Genomic DNA, 18,136 nt, shown 5'->3' on the forward strand with positions numbered 1-18,136 from the left:
CGAGACACCTGTGCTACGCACTCAGCACTTAGCACTCAGCACTGATAGGGACACTGCTATGCAGCCGGAACAACAACAGCGAATCATGGGCTACTTTATTGAGGAGGCGAAAGACCACCTCAACACCATTGAACAGGGTTTGATGAATCTGCAAAGCACGATTGAAGACCCGGAAATGGTAAATGAAGTATTCCGCGCCGCCCATTCGGTTAAAGGAGGGGCGGCAATGCTAGGACTCAATAGCATTCAGAAAGCCTCCCACCGCTTAGAAGACTCTTTTAAAATTCTCAAAGAGTGTCCGGTGAAGATTGACCAAAAGCTGGAGTCCCTGTTTTTGCGAGTTTCTGATACTCTCAAGGAACTGATAGAGCAACTAAGCGGCCCGTTCGGTCTGACGGAAGATATTGCCAACAGCATCATGTCAGGGGTGGAGCCTGTATTTGAGGAACTAAACCAGCACATGGCGTTGCTGGTAGGGGGGGCTGGCGGCATGGCTTTAGAGGCGGCTAACGGCACTAAGGCTGAGGCACCAATGGTAATGTCTGCACAGTACGCTGGGAGCAGCGTTCGAGATGGGCAGGCTCAAAAAAGCGTATTTACAAGCGATGTGCTGAGCCAGCTGCGGGAGATGTTGCAGTTATTTAAGCAACCGGACTCTGCCAGGTGTAGGGAAAAACTTCAGGAAATCTGCGGCAGTTTAGAGCTTTTGGGCGAGCAATTTGAGTTACCAAAATGGTCGCAGTTGATTCGGACAGCTGGAAGCGCGATCGCTAATCCAGAAAATTCCTATCGCACTCTCGCCAGCGTCGTTATTAAAGAGATAAAACAAGCTCAAGAACTGGTGTTGGCAGGTCGGGAAACATCAATAGAGCCAAGTTCCCAGCTAAAAGCACTGATACCATTAACTGCTGTAGTCGCGACTGGTGAAACTCACGAAGCAGAAAACTATCTCCAGGGAGCGATCGCTACTTTTGAGCCAGCACACCAGACAAGCGATCGCACCGTATTGGCAGTAGAGGCGGGAAATCTCCACAATCATCACGCAATCGCCATTGATGGCGATCGCTACGCCGATACACCAATCCAAGAAGAAATCGTTGCCTCCGTGTCCTCTGGCGCTACTTCTTGGCAGGAACAAGCCCTTTCGCCAGACGTAGATAATATGTTCTTTGAGCCAGCTAATAACAAAGGTCGGAGTAAAGAATCAGCCACCCACCGCGCCGATCCCAGTGGGCCAGAAGTGGGAATGGCAGAACTCAACAGCCTCGCAGACCTCTTTGAAGGCGAAAGTCCGGAACTAGATGAAACCTGGCAAGAAGAAGAAGTCCTCAGCGATGTTGGTCATGACCTGGTAAATGAGCGTCATGGGGAAAGCGATTTTGACGAAGAAGGCGATTCTTTCGATGATTTTTCCGATCTTTTGGGCGATTCATTAAGTGGAGTAGCAAAACCCTCACCCACAGCCACAGCGGGAGACGAATTAACCAATTTATTTGGCGAAGACTTTGTAGACGAAGCAACAGTAGATGAGCAACCTTCTCTCCAATCGGTTGATGATGGCTTTGCCGATATGCTATTTGAGGGCGATAGTTCACTCGATACGACATCAGAAGATTTAAGTAGTCTCTGGGACGATAATTTCATAGACGAGGAAGAATCAGATTCACAAGAAATCGCAACAACAGCCACAGGAGCAACCGAACTGAGTGATGAAGATTTGGTTGTCATTCTTGCTGCTGACAATGTGGAAATGGCTGTAGCAGCGACAACCTTGGAAGAATCATTCGGCGAGGATGGGAATGCTGTGGGTACAGATACCGACGAAAATGAATCGATTTTTGATGCAGCACCTGGTTCTCTGGAATCGTTCGACTTTGAATTGACAGCAGAAATTTCCGACGACGAAGTTCTAGAAGATTGGGACACTCAACCAGCGATGTCTACCACAGAAGCCGCAGATGACTGGACTGCGGACTGGTCGAGTGAAGATTTGCAAATACTTGATGGTGTTTCAGAAACAGAGCCATCTTTGACCAGTTCTCCTGAAGATTGGTCAGATTCGATGTTCGCCGATGAGCTAAATGCGGATGCCGCTTTGAGCGACAATTTGGACGGCGGTATGATGGCAGATGACGAAAGTTGGACGACAGATGCTGGTTGGGAAGAAGAACCAGATTTTAGCAGTTTGAATTTGTTTGAAACGCCAGTTGCTACACCAGAGAGTCAGAATGCTTTACAAGAACTGGTGCTAGACGAAAACGGCGACCTTTGGCTTGAGGAAAATCGAAGTACCGCAGAGGAATTAGAAGCGTTTGGTTTGGATGGGGTAGGCGAAGCTATGCCAGATGAGGATGCGATCGCTTCTACCGAAACCAATTCTGTAAATGATGTGAACCTTGACTTTAACTGGCCCTTCACGTCCAATACTGAAGACACCAATCCAGCAGACACAGAAAACAGGTCAGCAGCAGACTTGGCGTGGGATACAATCGACAACCCAGTCCTATCAGAATCAACCTCAGCAGACGAAGATCCAAACAGCCAGGAATTTAATCAAACTCAGCTTGAAGATCCATTATCAGCTTTAGATAATCTGGAAATACCCAGTGAATGGGCAGCAGGCGATCCATTTGCACTCTCTGAAACCTCAGAAACAGCAGCCACAACAGATGCACTGGAATTGCTTGATTTAGACAGTCCTCACCCCAGTCCCTTCAACATGGATTGGGATAGTGCAGCAGAAAGCGCGACACCAGAGGAAAATGTTAACGAATATCTAGACGAACCGCTGAACTTAGACTTCACAGAACTCCAAGAAGAAACCCCCCATACAGCACTGGATAACTTCTTTAGTGAAGAACCAGAAGCAACGGAAACTTCTGACTGGGATAGCAGCCTAGACTTAACGGGCTTTAACCTATCCGAAGCAAATACAGATGTGGATGCTTTTGATACTAACCAACAGGGCAATTTTACTGATCTGCTCGACACAAGTATAAGTGAGTCGGGAACCCTTTCATCCTCCGATAACTTATTTAATACAGGCGACACGTCTTTAGAATCATCAGTTTTTGATGATGCAGAAAATAGCCTAGTTGTGTTTGATACCGAACAATCTTTAAGTACAGATGCTTTGGATTGGAATGAACAAAACCTGTTATCTAGTGAAACTGACCCAGACTGGGAAATTCCCTCAGCAACGGTGCCACCAATAGAAGCCGAAAACATCGAGTCGATGTTCGGTGAGGATTTGTCTGCAACTACTGAGGCGCTGGAACTATCAGATGAGGATTTATTTGCCAGCGACGACATGAACGCTGACTGGGATATGTCTTCAATGCCAACAGCCGAAGCCGAAATGGACGATATGTTCGGTGAGGATTTGTCAGCCACACCAGCCGAAATGGACAATATGTTCGGTGAGGATTTGTCTGCAATACCAGCCGAAAATATGGACGATATGTTCGGTGAGGATTTATCTGGAACTACTGAGGCGCTGGAACTATCAGAGTCAGGTTTGTTTGCCAGCGACGACATGAACGCTGAGTGGCATATGTCTTCAATGCCAGCAGCCGAAGCCGAAATGGACGATATGTTCGGTGAGGATTTGTCAGCCACACCAGCCGAAATGGACAATATGTTCGGTGAGGATTTGTCTGGAACTACTGAGGCGCTGGAACTATCAGAGTCAGGTTTGTTTGCCAGCGACGACATGAACCCTGAGTGGGATATGTCTTCAATGGCACCAGTCGAAGCCGAAATGGACAATATTTTCGGTGAGGATTTGTCAGCCACACCTACCGAAATGGACAATATGTTCGGTGAGGATTTGTCAGCCACACCCACCGAAATGGACAATATGTTTGGTGAGGATTTGTCTGCAACTACTCAAGCGCTGGAACTCGAAAATCTGGACAATATGTTCGGTGAGGATTTGTCAGCCACACCAGCAGCCGAAGCCGAAATGGACGATATGTTCGGTGAGAGTTTGTCTGCAACTACTCAAGCGCTGGAACTCGAAAATCTGGACGATATGTTCGGTGAGGATTTGTCAGCCACACCAGCCGAAATGGACAATATGTTCGGTGAGGATTTGTCTGGAACTACTGAGTCCCTGGAACTATCAGAGTCAGGTTTGTTTGCCAGCGACGACATGGACATGAACGCTGAGTGGGATATGTCTTCAATGCCAGCAGCCGCCGAAATGGACGATATGTTTGGTGAGGATTTGTCAGCCACACCAGCCGAAATGGACAATATGTTCGGTGAGGATTTATCGGGAACTACTCAAGCGCTGGAACTCGAAAATCTCGACAATATGTTCGGTGAGGATTTGTCAGCCACACCAGCCGAAATGGACGATATGTTCGGTGAGGATTTGTCTGGAACTACTGAGGCGCTGGAACTATCAGAGTCAGGTTTGTTTGCCAGCGACGACATGGACATGAACGCTGAGTGGGATATGTCTTCAATGCCAGCAGCCGCCGAAATGGACAATATGTTCGGTGAGGATTTGTCAGCCACACCAGCCGAAATGGACAATATGTTCGGTGAGGATTTGTCTGCAACTACTGAGGCGCTGGAACTATCAGAGTCAGGTTTGTTTGCCAGCGACGACATGAACGCTGAGTGGGATATGTCTTCAATGCCAGCAGCCGCCGAAATGGACAATATGTTCGGTGAGGATTTGTCAGCCACACCAGCCGAAATGGACGATATGTTCGGTGAGGATTTATCTGGAACTACTGAGGGGCTGGAACTATCAGAGTCAGGTTTGTTTGCCAGCGACGACATGAACGCTGAGTGGGATATGTCTTCAATGCCAGCAGCCGCCGAAATGGACGATATGTTCGGTGAGGATTTGTCAGCCACACCCGCCGAAAATCTGGGCGATATGTTCGATGAGGATTTGTCTACAACTACTCAATCGCTGGAACTCGAAAATCTGGACGATATGTTCGGTGAGGATTTGTCTGGAACTACTGAAGATTTGTTTGCCAGCGACGACATGAACGCCGAGTGGGATATCTCACCAGCAGCAATGTCACCCACCGAAAATCTGGAAGATATGTTCGGTGAGGATGTGTCTGCAACTAATGAGGCGCTGGATTTGGATGCAGACAATTTGTTGAGCAGTGAACTGGATGCAGACTGGGATATGCTGTCAGCAGCGGTGCCTGAAGATGCGGACTTGAGGCAAACGGATTTGTTAGGTGTTGAGCCAGCCGAAATCGGAGATATGCTAGATTTTGAGGAGGATCTGTTTACTGCCCAGATGCCTTCACAAGATTTAGCGATCGCTACAAATCAGCTGAATCAGATTGAAGCACTTTGGGGCTTGACAGCAGAAGAAGAACATGAGGGTGAGACTTCTGAAACGACTCAAGGACTAAGCACCGCTGATTTTAACGCTCTGTCTTTTGAAGAAGACAAGGTATCAACCGCCCAATTTTTGGGAGCAGATGAGTTTGACGAGTTAGAGGCATTACTGGGTGAGGATGCAATCGGGGATCAAATAACCCCTGACCTGGTACTAAACAATGAGTTTGACGAGTTAGATACCTTGCTGGGTGAACAGGAGACGGCATCAGCAGATATGCTCGATGAGTTTGCTGACCTGGAAGCCTTACTAGGAGATGAACCGCAGGCCATTACTCCCAAAGCGAAGCAGGTATCCAAGAGCGCTGCACCCGCAAGCAACACCATTGATGATGAATTTGGGGATTTGGAGATACTACTGGGGCAAGCTGAGGAGACAATGGGCGTACCAAGGAGTGCGAAAACCAGCTCTAGTCCAGTTCGCCCAGTGAATCGTACCCGCCAAATCAAGGTGTTTGAGCAAACAATGCGGGTACCAGTAAAACATCTGGATAACCTCAGCAACCTCGTTGGGGAATTGGTCGTGAACCGCAACACCTTGGAGCAGGATCAAGAACGCCTGCGGCAATTCTTGGATAACTTACTGCACCAGGTACAGCAACTCAGCGATGTGGGTGCGAGAATGCAGGATCGGTATGAGCGATCGCTTCTGGAAAGCTCCCTCCTCGCCAGCCGTCAGGGTAATCGGTTCAACCCACGCGGCGATCGCGATTCCCAATCCCAAGATAATACTCCCGCAAATAGCCGATTTGGTTTGGGTGAGCTAGAACTCGATTTGTTTACGCCTTTCCACACCTTATCTCAGGAAATAATTGAGCTGATTGTCCGAGTCCGAGAGTCGGCCGCTGACATCGAATTCCTGGTCGATGAAACCGATCAGGTGGCTCGAATGCTCCGGCAGATAACGTCTCAGCTGCAAGAAGGGCTGACGCGAAGTCGAATGGTGCCTTTTGCCAATACAGCCGATCGCTTACCCCGTGCCGTGCGCGACATTTCTATCCGTTGTGGCAAGCAAGCAGAACTGCACATCGAAGGTCGGGAAACCTTGCTCGACAAAGTGATTCTAGAACACCTCTCCGACCCGATGACGCACCTGATTAACAATGCCATTACCCACGGCATTGAAACCCCAGAAGTGCGTAAAGCTGCTGGTAAACCGCCAGTAGGTCGGATTACCATCCGCGCTTTCCACCAAGGCAACCAAACCGTGATTTCTGTATCCGATGATGGAGCAGGTGTTGATGCCGAAAGGGTGAAAAGCAAAGCGATTGAAAAGGGTTTGATTACGCCAGATCAAGCCACAACCATGACCCGCTTGGATGTGTACGATCTGCTGTTCCACCCCGGTTTTACTACCAAAGACAAAGAAGACGAATTCGCAGGTCGTGGTATTGGGATGAACGTAGTTCGGGAAAACTTGACCGAAATTCGCGGTGTCATTAACACAGATTCCACGCTGGGCAAGGGAACCACCTTTACCGTCCGGCTACCCCTCACCTTAAGTATCTGTAAAGCCCTCTGCTGCCTGATCGACAGAACGCGCATTGCCTTTCCAATGGATGGGGTGGAAGATATGCTGGATGTGCCTCAAGAACGCATCCAAACTAACGCTGAAGGTCAGACCTGTATCTACTGGCGCGACTCACTAATGCCCTTCCAACCCCTTAGTGAATTGCTGACATACAATCGTCACCTCAGTCGAGGCAACGTTTACGGCGGCAAACGTGACGACGATATGATTTCGGTTGTAGTACTACGCAGTTCTGGCAACTACATCGCCGTTCAGGTGGATCAGGTGTTAGGCGAGCAGGAAATTGTAATTAAGCAACTGGAAGGCCCCGTACCCAAGCCCCTTGGCGTTGCTGGTGCTACTGTCCTGGGGGATGGTCGGATTATGCCTATTGCCGACGTTCTAGAGCTGATTGACTTAGCAACGGGACGAATCGGAAAAGACCGTGGCGTGTCTCTGTGGGATAAGAGTGGTGTTCCTGCTCCTGTGGAAGTTCCAGAGGTTAAGACCGATCCGATGGTCTTGATTGTGGATGACTCGATTACGGTGCGGGAACTGCTCTCTATGACCTTCAACAAGGCAGGATACCGCGTGGAACAAGCCCGTGACGGTCAGGAAGCCTGGGATAAGCTCCGCTCAGGTCTACCTTGCGAGATTGTCTTCTGTGACATTGAAATGCCCCGCATGGACGGTCTGGAGTTGCTCTCGCGGATTCAGAAAGACCCCACACTCAGCCATCTGCCAGTGGCAATGCTAACCTCTCGCGGCGCTAGCAAGCACCAGCAAATGGCAGCTCAATTCGGAGCTAAGGGTTACTTTACCAAGCCTTATTTGGAAGAGGTGCTTCTCGATGCCGCGCAGCGAATGATTAAAGGTGAGGTGTTGCTGAGTATCAATAGCAACGCTTAACAAAGTATGAGCAATATGTAGAGACGTTGTATACGTCTCTACATATTGCTCGCATTTTTATATTGGTTATGAGAAAAAGGACGCGATCGCATCTTTTGGACATCAGTTAAAATCGCATCTTTTGGACATCAGTTAAAAATGATGGCATTTTGGCTCAACAAAATTAACCCGTACACCTGATAAGCTTATGAGGTTGTATTGAAGTAAACAGATCGCCAATTTCTTAAAAATGAAAACTCCCAAACTCTTGTCAAAACTTGTATTATTTATACTTTCTCTATCATTCGTATTTATAGTAAATCATATTCCCCTAACTAACGCCATTCCCGTAAGTAATGCTAACGAATCAGTTTTAAATGCACTTTTTAAAGATACTGAGGGTGCTTTTGTTCTATACGATCTCAAGAATAATAAGTATATTCGATACAATGAATCGCGCTGTCGCCAAAGATTTAGCCCTCACTCAACCTTTAAGATTCCTAACGCATTAATTGCCTTAGAAACTGGTGTTGTTAAAGACGAAAATGTTATAACTCCTTACGCTAGTGACAAGCATCCATCTGAGGCATGGTGGCCTGCCGAGTGGCAACAGGATACCAACCTTCGTTCAGGAATAAAATACTCGGTTGTCTGGTACTATCAAGAGATTGCTAAACAAGTAGGCAAGGAAAGATATAACAAATATCTCCAGCAATTTCAGTATGGAAATGAAGATATTTCTGGGCCAATCGACCAGTTTTGGCTTGGCAGTTCCTTGGAAATATCGCCAAATGAAGAAGTGGAATTCTTAAAGAAGTTCTACAATGAAGAATTATCTGTATCCAAGCGCACAACTGATATTGTCAAAGATATTCTGGTTTTAGAAAAAACTAATTCTTACAAATTTAGTGGAAAAACAGGTTTAAGTGGGGTAGTTAATGGAAAAGCTTTAGGTTGGTTTGTTGGTTATTTAGAAAGAGAAGACAATGTTTATTTCTTTGCTACTAACCTAGAAGCTACTTCTACAGAAGCACTCATGAAAAAACGAATCCAGCTAACTAAGCAAATTTTGACAGAATTAGGGCTGCTGTGAAACCAATAATCTAGGGCGCGTGAACATAGAGTAAATCTGACGCTAGACTGGACAGTGTTGCCTAAAGTCTAACCCTATGTCATATCCAGATAAACCCCTAGCCTACCCAACTAGCCAAAAAGTCGAGCAAGTTGATGACTATCACGGTACAAAAGTAGAAGATCCTTACCGATGGCTGGAAGATCCAGACTCAGACGAAACAAAGGCTTGGGTGGAAGCACAAAACCAAGTCACTTTTGAATACTTAAATGAAATTACAGTCCGCGAAAAGATTAAGCAGCGGCTAACCCAATTGTGGGATTATGAGAAATTTAGTATTCCTTTTAAAGAAGGCGATCGCGCACTTCGCTACTTCTATTTCAAAAACGATGGCTTACAAAATCAAAGCGTTTTATACACTTTAATTTCTCTCGACGCTGAACCAAAAGTTTTACTCGATCCCAATAAGCTTTCAGAAGATGGTACAGTCGCGTTGTCTGGTGTTTCCATTAGCGAAGACGCTAAACTGATGGCCTATGGTTTATCTACCTCTGGTTCCGACTGGCAAGAGTGGAAAGTACGCGACATTGAAACAGGCGAAGACATATCAGATCATCTCAAATGGATTAAATTCTCTGGCGCATCTTGGACTAAAGACAATCGAGGGTTTTTCTACAGTCGCTACGATGAACCCAACGAAGTAACAAAATTAGAAGACGTTAATTATTACCAAAAACTCTACTACCACCAGTTAGGTAAACCACAGTCAGAAGATATCCTAATCTATCATCGCCCGGATCAAAAGGAATGGGGATTCAGCGGTGGCGTAACCGAGGACGGACGTTACCTAATTATCAGCGTTTGGTTAGGAACTGACCCGAAAAATTTGATTTTCTACAAGGATTTGGCAAACCCAAACGCTGAGGTAGTAGAACTTATTAACGAGTTTGAGGCTAACTATAGCTTTATCGACAATGATGGTGATGTGTTCTGGTTTCGCACCGATCTGGATGCGCCACGCGGTCGCGTTATTGCTATTGATACCAAAAACCCAGCGCGATCGCAATGGCAAGAAATTATCCCCCAGACCGATGAAGTCCTTGAAAGTGTCGGACTGCTAAATAATCAATTTGTGGTTGATTATCTAAAAGATGCCCACACACAAGTTAAAATTTTCGACCTAAATGGCGCATTTGTCCGGGAAGTCGAATTACCAGGAATCGGTTCTGCTGGTGGTTTTAGTGGCAAGCGCTACGACACGGAAACCTTTTACAGTTTCACCAGCTTTACCACACCAGCAACTATCTATCACTACGACATGGTAAGCGGAGAAAGTACAATTTTTCGCCAACCAAAGGTTGATTTCAATCCCGCCGATTACGAGACAAACCAGGTATTTTACAGCAGCAAAGATGGCACCCAAGTGCCTATGTTTATCACCCACAAAAAAGGGTTGCAACTGGATGGAAATAACCCAACATATCTTTATGGCTACGGGGGTTTCAATGTCTCTCTAACACCAAGCTTTTCTGTTGGGAGTTTGATCTGGCTGGAAATGGGCGGAGTTTATGCGATTCCCAATCTGCGTGGTGGCGGTGAATATGGTGAGGAATGGCATCAAGCAGGAACGAAGCTAAATAAACAAAATGTTTTTGATGATTTTATCACCGCAGCCGAGTGGCTGATTTCCCATAAGTACACAAAGCCTGCAAAACTAGCTATCGGCGGCGGCAGTAATGGGGGATTATTGGTGGGTGCTTGTTTGACACAACGCCCGGATTTATTTGGTGCGGCATTGCCAGCTGTCGGCGTGATGGATATGTTGCGCTTCCATAAGTTTACGATTGGCTGGGCTTGGTGTTCTGAGTATGGTTCTGCGGAAAACCCAGATGAGTTTAAGGCGCTTTATGCTTATTCGCCGCTGCACAATCTAAAAAGCGAAACGTCCTATCCAGCTACGATGATCACAACAGCCGATCACGACGATCGTGTGGTGCCTGCCCACAGTTTCAAGTTTGCTGCTGCTTTGCAAGAGGTACACGCGGGTAAAAATCCGGTGTTAATTAGAATTGAGACTAAAGCGGGACATGGTGCTGGGAAGCCAACAGCTAAAATTATTGAAGAAGTTGCAGACAAGTGGGCTTTCTTAGTGCGTTCTCTGGACATAGCGGTTGACATTTAACATAACGTAGGGTGGGCATTGCCCACCTTACTAACTAGCGAATAACTAACAAATATAGGGAGCAATACACTGGAAAAATTAATAAAAAAAATTAGACGTATGATTTCAAAAGCAGATGGAGTTATTGAGCAATCGGGGGTAATTCCATACCGTATCAAAAACGGTAAAATCGAAGTTTTGTTAATCACTTCTTCGACAGGAAAACGCTGGGTGATTCCCAAAGGAATGATTGAGTTTATGATGTCACCGCAAGATTCGGCAGCAAAGGAAGCCTGGGAAGAAGCTGGAGTTATTGGTCAGGTACTGCCTACAACAATGGGTACTTACGACTATCAAAAGTGGGGGCGTACTTGTCGAGTTGAGACCTTTTTGTTACAAGTCGAAACGGTGCTGGAAGATTGGCCGGAAGCTAAGTTAAGAAAGCGAGAGTGGCTTAGTGTTAAACAAGCAGTTAAGCACATTCAGGAAGCAGAATTAAAGCAAATTCTTATGGCTTTGCCTGATACATTATTAACTTTACAATCGCCTCCGGAATAGCTTGAGCTATTGCTGATTCTATAAGGATAGCGGTAGGGTGTTTATTGCTCACCCTACTTACCTAAATGTATCTTTTGATATCAATAGATAGACATAACTAGCTGAGTATGCGAGAGCGTAAACAACCAAATGGCTGCCGTAAAATGTTGCGGCGCACTTTCCTATTTTTAATAGGTCTAGCACTAGCTAAAGTCTTAACCGAATTCTTTCCAATTGCTCAAAATCGCAGCAAATTTATCAATTTTGTTGGTCAATTATGGGAGAAAGCGATCGCTCTCTGGGAAAAGTCTCAACAAGACGTAACTCAACAGCCTATACCCCAAGCTATTGCCACATCAGCGCCTTTACCCAGTAGTACGCCTACACCAAAACCTACTTCTACACCTAAACCAACTCCTACCCCGAATTTAAAAGGAAAACCTGTAAAAGTTACTAAGAAAACTGTCGCCGGAGTGTCTTTTTATCAAACCACAATTGACCTCAGCGACCCAGAAATTTTTCTGACCATTGGGTTAGCTAATAATGCTACTTATGCTAACACTCAAACTGCGACCGCTGGCGATGAACCTTTTGCAAAGCTGGTGGCGCGTCAGAAGGCCGCAGTGGTTGCTAACGGCACCTTTTTTAGTAAAAATGAAAAAAAGGTGGTTATGGGTAACATGGTAGCTGGCGGCAAGTTTCTGAAATACAGCCGTTGGGAAAATTATGGGACTACTTTGGGGATTAAAGCGGGTAATCAACTAGAAATGATTACAGCGCGATCGCAAGGTAAACCAAATTGGGATCAACACTGGTTTTCTCTTACTTGTGGGCCAAGACTAATCAGGGATGGAAAAATCTGGCTTTCCCCATTATCAGAAGGGTTCTCTGACCCCAATGTTTTAAATAAAGGCTATCGCACCGCCATTGGTTTTCCAGCCAATAGAAAACAACTATTTTTAATCAGCTTTCTGGCTAGTTTAACATTGCAACAAGAAGCCGAAATCATGAAATCAATTGGCTGTGTTGAAGCAATGAATTTGGATGGCGGTGCTTCAGAAGCTTTAGCCCATAACGGTAAAATTTTACTTCCGGCTGGACGGAACCTCACAAATGTAATTGTCGTTTATGACACTAATTATCCTGCTCCTAGCGCTTTAAAAACATCTTGGCGACGCTTTCAAGATGGCGAACGTCCCTATATTCCCGGTTAAGTTTGATCCAATAGATAGGATTATTAACCTCTCCCCAACCCCTCTCCTACAAGGCGAGGGGCTTTTCTCCTTCCCGATTCTGGGAAGGGGTAGGGGTTAGGACTGTATTATTGGACAACTATTAAAGCTTCATCTGTTAAGCATTCGCTGAAAGAAGTGGAATATTTTCAGCAAGCGGATCTTTAACATCTATCCCCTGTTTTATTGCCCAATACTCGCTTAAGAAATGAATTTGTCTCAAGCCGACAATTAAATTAAAACCTGGTATAAAAATCCACCAAACTACAAGCGGTTCTTTCATTCCAGCTTGGCGATAAAGTTCGTTTACAGTTCTATAAAGCTTGAATTGCACAATGTAAATCCAGGCAATACCGACTAAGGAAAACCAACCAAACCACCCCGGAACATCAGGATCGAATATCCATAAAAGCTGCGGAATTGCTACCCCCAAGACAAAAGGCGCTAAAGACAGCGTTCCCGACCACCCAAACCCGTTGTAGCGGCGCAACTCTTCTTGAATAATCCATTTGTACCAGCCGTAGTACAACATCAGGGTGGCGACTGAGAAGAGTATCACTTGCCACAAGGGACGGGGTTTACCAAGGAGTTTGTCTGTCATATTTGTAGCTAGCGATAAAAGGTTTTTCTATCTTATTTACATTTCATAATATATAACAAATCGTAGGTTTGCTTGGTGGAACCTCATCCAACATTGGTGTAAACAAGCGTGAGTTGTTGGGTTTAACGATAGTGAAACCCAACTTACAAATTACTACATAAGTGGCTTTTTAGTTTAGCTATTAAACAAGATTAATTCGCGAATTGCTATTGCGGTTGCGGGTGCGAGTAAGACACCGTTGCGATAGTGTCCGGTGGCGAGAAGGACGTTGCTGTAACCGGGGAGATGACCGATGATGGGTGCGGGGCGACCTTCGGGGCGAGGGCGCAAGCCTGACCAAGTTCTGATGATGGTGGCTGCGGATAAAGGCGGGCAAAATACTAACGCATCCTCTAAAACCTTCTCCAGCATTGCACCAGAAGCCACGACATCACCCGCATCTGGGGGAAATTCAACAGTAGCACCTACCCAATATTCTCCTGGGCCGCATGGCACTATATGAACATCATCGCCAGTAATTACGGGCTGAAAGTCTGGATTACCCAAAGGCTGCGCCAGCCGCAGATGCAACGCTTGTCCCAACACTGGTTTAATATCAATAGGCTCTTTTAAAGATGCCGTGAGGGGAGTTGAACCTAAACCAGCGGCGATAATTAGCCAATCACAATCTAACTTTCCAGATGTTGTTTGAATCTGCTGGCAAACACCATTCCTTGTTAATTCATTCTCCAAAACAGTGACACCAAATTTGAAGTTAACACCGTTACGTTCTGCACCGTCAACCAAAGCTAAAGTTAAAGCAGTTGGATCGAGTTGTCGATCTTGGGGTGAATAGATAGCACCGAGAATTTTATCTTTACTCAGTTGAGGACAGTTTGACTGTAGTTTGGCAGCATCCCAAATTTCCAGATTCCAGCCTTGAGAAGAGCGAATTTCTACCAATTTTTCCCAATTAGCTAAATCTTCTCCTTCAAAACAAAGCATGATAATTCCCTGTTTATTAAAGGGAATCTGCCGTCCTGTAAGTGCCTCTAACTCTGGAATTAGAGTTTCATAGCGCTGGATGCTACTTTGCCGCATTTTCCAGGCATTGCCTTTAAGTTTGCGGCTGATAACGCCCATTAAAACGCCCAGTGCCGCTCCTGTGGAGGCTTGGGCGGGTTGTTGTTTATCTAAAACTGTCACGCTTAGCCCTGAAATTTGACTCAGTTCATAAGCGATCGCAGCCCCAACAACACCGCACCCGATTATGACTACATGACTCATTTCAATTAAGGCAAAAGGCAAAAGGCAAAAAATAAGAATTCTTTATTTTAGCTTTTACCTCCCCCTTTTTAAGGGGGGCAGGGGATCGCCTTTTGCCTTTTTTTTAGGCTTTGGGAATTAAATTCAAGAAGCCATCGAACTCCTGCAATACAGATCGGAAGTTACTCACAGCTTTCTGATAATTCGCCTCTTTAGCAGCTTGGTCAATCCTTACGAGATCGCTATAGATATCTTTTGCTGCTTCCCGCGCCGCCTCTTTGTCCTGGGGGGACAGGTTCGCCGCCACACGGTTCATGCTTCGCCGCAATTCTCCCAGGGGCCCGTGAATGAACGTACCTACATCTACCCATCGCCGTTGTTGGATCATGGTTTGCAGTTCACTCATGCGATCGCGAAATTCCTCAAGCGCTGGAACATACTGCTGAATCTGCTCGATCTGAGCAGGAGTGTACTTGGGAGCCGTTTTTGTTGCGGCAGTTACACTACTGCAACTGATCGTGAATGTGGCTACCAGTGCCAGCATCAAAGCCAAAATAGACCGAAAACGTACTTTTAGCATTCTTTTTGCAATCAACCTCTCAATTAAGCGTCCTTAAAAATATTAGCGGCGAAGAAAGCTTAAAAGTGCATCACTTACCTTTACTGACCAATGCTCTTGCGGATAATGCCCCACTTCTTCCATTTTCGTCAGTTTGGCATCCTGAATGGAACTGGCGAAGCTTTGTGCTTGGCTCAAGGGTAGCCAAGGATCTGCGGTTCCCCAGGCTATCAGAGTAGGCTGCGTCCAGCTACCAAAGCCGGATTCAATTTCTGCCATTGACTCCTTTAGCTGGAGATTCCGCACGGTGTAAAGAAGACTCCGCCCCGCATCGGAACTTTTGAGGAAGGGACGGCGGTAAATGTCTAAATCTTTGTCTTCTATTCTGTAACCACTGCCACCTTCTAGGGTTCTGTCCACTAAGAGGGGATCTTGCGTCATCATATCACCGACCAAAGGCAAACCTAGTTGTTGGATTTTCCAAGGTAACTTGGCGGTGGTTGATACTGGCGCGTTGAGGATTGCCAAGCGTTCGATTTGCTCTGGATGACGCAAGGCATACTGTAGACCGACAGAACCCAAAAATCCCTGGACTACCAGGGAAAATTGCTCAATTTCCAGATTTTTGATAAATTCTTCTAGGGCGTTAATAAAAGCATCGGGTGTATAGGCAAAGTCTCGCTTGTCGGGTTTTGCCGAGAAGCCAAAACCAATCCAGTCGGGCGCGATCGCTCTATATCCTTTCTCTGCTAAAGCGGGCATTACCCCACTCCAACTGTAACTCTGCGACGGCAACCCGTGCAGCAGCACCACTGGCAGTCTATCCGTCCTCCCAAGCGGATTCTCTTCCCGATAAAACCACTCCAGCGAACCTACTTTAATTAATTGCTCGTTCGTTAACACTATCTTTGCCTGCACATTTTCCGGTTGGAAAGAGCTTAGCGCCCAACGCTATCTACAGGCAAGTCGAATCGATGCAAGGATTTTATTTAAAATTATAAAGTTGAGATATTCTCAAAAAAGATGGGATTTTTTTCTTCTTTGTTTAGGATCGTGATAAGATTCATTTATAACCTATTTCCTTATAATCGAAATATATCCGTTTTTGAAAAAAATGCACATATTTCCATTATCTAAGTATACATTCAAAAGATGCAATCACATAGTATAACGAGTTACCATTTTGCATCTATTTAATAATTAAACTTAAAGAAGGATGCAGCAATGGTTGCTTCCGGAACATCCTGATATATTACAACCCCAAAACAACACAGAGAACTAAGTGAACGCAGCTGAACAAGCCACAAATATACAAGTCGCTAGTAAGATTGCTGCTGTTGTCAATCTGTATAAGTCTGAGTTTCCTGATGCTAAGGCAGACTTAAAACCGTGGGCAAATGACCCGGATACTAGAGAATTAGTAGATCCGGATTCCATTGATATCGGCTTTCATTTTCCAGGCAGAAGTCGATTATTTCAAAGTCGCAGCATTCTAGTGCAGATTCGTTTTTACGAAGATCCCCTAACCGGAGATCGCCGGGTCATCGGCGTAGAAGCGGCGGGATTTGACCATAAAGGCAAACAGTGGCGACTTTCCACCGTTGAGGAGTGGCAGTTTGTCGGGGAAACCCAGCCAGCAGCTGAGGTGGGAGAAAAGCTAAAACACTTTTGCCGACAGATATTTGAATTGTTCAACGGCGGCGAGACAGATTAAGAGCAACTACCCGTACAAGCAGCCGGATAAGAAGAGTGATAGGTAGAAGCACGCTTACCAAAGATAGTGTAACGGTTGTCGCGCATTTGTTCGTAAGTGCGATCACCCATCCATTTCACCCCAGGTAAAGCGCGATAAGCATCCACGAACGCGCTACCCATCGGTAACAAACGCCCAATCTCTTCAGCTGCATCGCTACCCTGCCATCGTCTCTCACTTTGGTCACCATCAATCAAAATCATCCCCATTTCGCAGTCTTGGGGTGTAATTCCAAAGTGACTCAAAGCCTCTTTGTCTTGCATGGGGATGTATTGAAACAACTGTCCCTTGTCTAAGTTTTCCAGAAATTGCACCAGAGTAACGCAGAGATTGCAATTGCCGTCATAGATTACGTTGTAAGTCATTGCGATCGCTTTCTTTTTTAGGATTAGCAGTATATTTCTATTTTGAAGCCTCTGGCTGCGAGGAGGGGAAAGTTACATCTTCGTATATATCTGCGATCGCGCACCGAAAATCTACACTTGCCAAATGAACCTCTGCGTCTTCGTCATAAGGATAAAGCACCCACAAACCCTCTGCATTGCGGCGAAAGCATTCCACCCGCATCCGAGTTTGACTAATCAGCACATATTCCTGAAGCGACTCCATCTGTCGGTAATCACTAAATTTATCGCCTCGGTCAAATGCTTCTGTTGTGGAAGATAGCACTTCTACAATTAAGCAAGGATAACGCAAAAAGTTATTAAATTCCCTATCCCGGCGATCGCAACTTACCATCACATCAGGATAGTAATAAGTATCAATTGACTCAATATGAGCCTTGGTGTCTGCTATGTAAGTTTGGCATCCCCTCCCGCGCACATGATTTCTGAGCATCGCAAACAAGTTTCCGGCAATAATTACATGGATATTACTTGCGCCTGCCATTGCATAAACTTGTCCATTTCTGTATTCATGCTTGATAGGACTAACTTCTTCTGCTTCTAGATATTCCTCTGGGGAGATGTGGCTATAACTTGGATTTGCAATCATCTGCAATTACCTCGCTTTCCGGGTTATATCCAGTTTAAGCAACCGCAGGAAAGCTTTAAATATGCGATCGCGCTTTACTTAACTCACAACTTCTATAGAACCCATTTGACATCTTTTACTATCTTGAAGTACAGTTACCGCAAAAGCCGTATCCAGCAGTCATGCCGTACTCTAGCAGCCTAACAGACGAAGAGTGGGAAATCCTT

Annotated in this window: 12 protein-coding genes; 6 read left to right on the forward strand and 6 right to left on the reverse strand. The window is 45.7% G+C overall.

Annotation, left to right across the window (positions count from 1 at the left end):
• Positions 1–10: 10 nt before the first annotated feature.
• The 5 genes from H6F66_RS09775 to H6F66_RS09795 all read left to right on the forward strand — a co-directional run bounded on the left by H6F66_RS09775 (position 11) and on the right by H6F66_RS09795 (position 12,761).
• On the forward strand, positions 11–7,798 hold the full coding sequence (locus H6F66_RS09775) for a response regulator (protein WP_190420619.1): 7,788 nt from the start codon (positions 11–13) through the stop codon (positions 7,796–7,798).
• A gap of 229 nt (positions 7,799–8,027) precedes the next feature.
• Positions 8,028–8,870, forward strand: a complete 843-nt coding sequence (gene blaOXA / locus H6F66_RS09780) for a class D beta-lactamase (protein ID WP_190420621.1) — start codon at positions 8,028–8,030, stop codon at positions 8,868–8,870.
• A 76-nt stretch (positions 8,871–8,946) separates the two neighbouring features.
• Positions 8,947–11,031: a prolyl oligopeptidase family serine peptidase gene (locus H6F66_RS09785; protein ID WP_190420624.1), complete on the forward strand. Its 2,085-nt coding sequence runs from the start codon at positions 8,947–8,949 to the stop codon at positions 11,029–11,031.
• Between the two features lie 99 nt (positions 11,032–11,130).
• Positions 11,131–11,568, forward strand: coding sequence for an NUDIX hydrolase (locus H6F66_RS09790; RefSeq protein ID WP_190420625.1), 438 nt, complete (start codon positions 11,131–11,133; stop codon positions 11,566–11,568).
• 107 nt (positions 11,569–11,675) lie between these two features.
• Positions 11,676–12,761, forward strand: coding sequence for a phosphodiester glycosidase family protein (locus H6F66_RS09795; protein ID WP_190420626.1), 1,086 nt, complete (start codon positions 11,676–11,678; stop codon positions 12,759–12,761).
• A 136-nt stretch (positions 12,762–12,897) separates the two neighbouring features.
• Here H6F66_RS09795 and H6F66_RS09800 read toward each other — a convergent pair whose 3' ends face one another.
• From H6F66_RS09800 to H6F66_RS09815, 4 genes are all read right to left on the reverse strand, one after another.
• A complete protein-coding gene (locus H6F66_RS09800; protein WP_190420627.1) occupies positions 12,898–13,380 on the reverse strand; it encodes a hypothetical protein in 483 nt (160 codons plus the stop codon).
• 174 nt (positions 13,381–13,554) lie between these two features.
• On the reverse strand, positions 13,555–14,646 hold the full coding sequence (locus H6F66_RS09805; RefSeq protein ID WP_190420628.1) for an FAD-dependent oxidoreductase: 1,092 nt from the start codon (positions 14,644–14,646) through the stop codon (positions 13,555–13,557).
• A 103-nt stretch (positions 14,647–14,749) separates the two neighbouring features.
• Positions 14,750–15,205 carry a photosystem II protein PsbQ gene (psbQ, locus tag H6F66_RS09810; protein ID WP_190420629.1) on the reverse strand — a complete coding sequence of 152 codons (456 nt, stop codon included), beginning with the start codon at positions 15,203–15,205 and terminating at the stop codon, positions 14,750–14,752.
• A 42-nt stretch (positions 15,206–15,247) separates the two neighbouring features.
• The gene (locus H6F66_RS09815; protein WP_190420630.1) at positions 15,248–16,087 is read right to left on the reverse strand and encodes an alpha/beta fold hydrolase; all 840 of its coding nucleotides are present in this window, start codon (positions 16,085–16,087) and stop codon (positions 15,248–15,250) included.
• Between the two features lie 379 nt (positions 16,088–16,466).
• Here H6F66_RS09815 and H6F66_RS09820 point away from each other — a divergent pair, with 379 nt between their 5' ends.
• On the forward strand, positions 16,467–16,898 hold the full coding sequence (locus H6F66_RS09820) for a hypothetical protein (protein ID WP_190420632.1): 432 nt from the start codon (positions 16,467–16,469) through the stop codon (positions 16,896–16,898).
• Here the strand turns inward: H6F66_RS09820 and H6F66_RS09825 are convergent.
• Together H6F66_RS09825 and H6F66_RS09830 are read right to left on the reverse strand one after the other, a co-directional pair.
• Positions 16,895–17,302 carry a DCC1-like thiol-disulfide oxidoreductase family protein gene (locus H6F66_RS09825; protein WP_190420634.1) on the reverse strand — a complete coding sequence of 136 codons (408 nt, stop codon included), beginning with the start codon at positions 17,300–17,302 and terminating at the stop codon, positions 16,895–16,897. The two genes, H6F66_RS09820 and H6F66_RS09825, sit on opposite strands and share 4 nt — an antisense overlap.
• Before the next feature lie 37 nt (positions 17,303–17,339).
• Positions 17,340–17,930: a Uma2 family endonuclease gene (locus tag H6F66_RS09830; protein WP_190420636.1), complete on the reverse strand. Its 591-nt coding sequence runs from the start codon at positions 17,928–17,930 to the stop codon at positions 17,340–17,342.
• Between the last annotated feature and the right edge of the window lie 206 nt (positions 17,931–18,136).

Origin of the sequence: Trichocoleus sp. FACHB-6 (genome assembly GCF_014695815.1) — a bacterium.
GTDB classification, from domain to species: Bacteria; Cyanobacteriota; Cyanobacteriia; order Cyanobacteriales; family FACHB-T130; genus Funiculus; species Funiculus sociatus.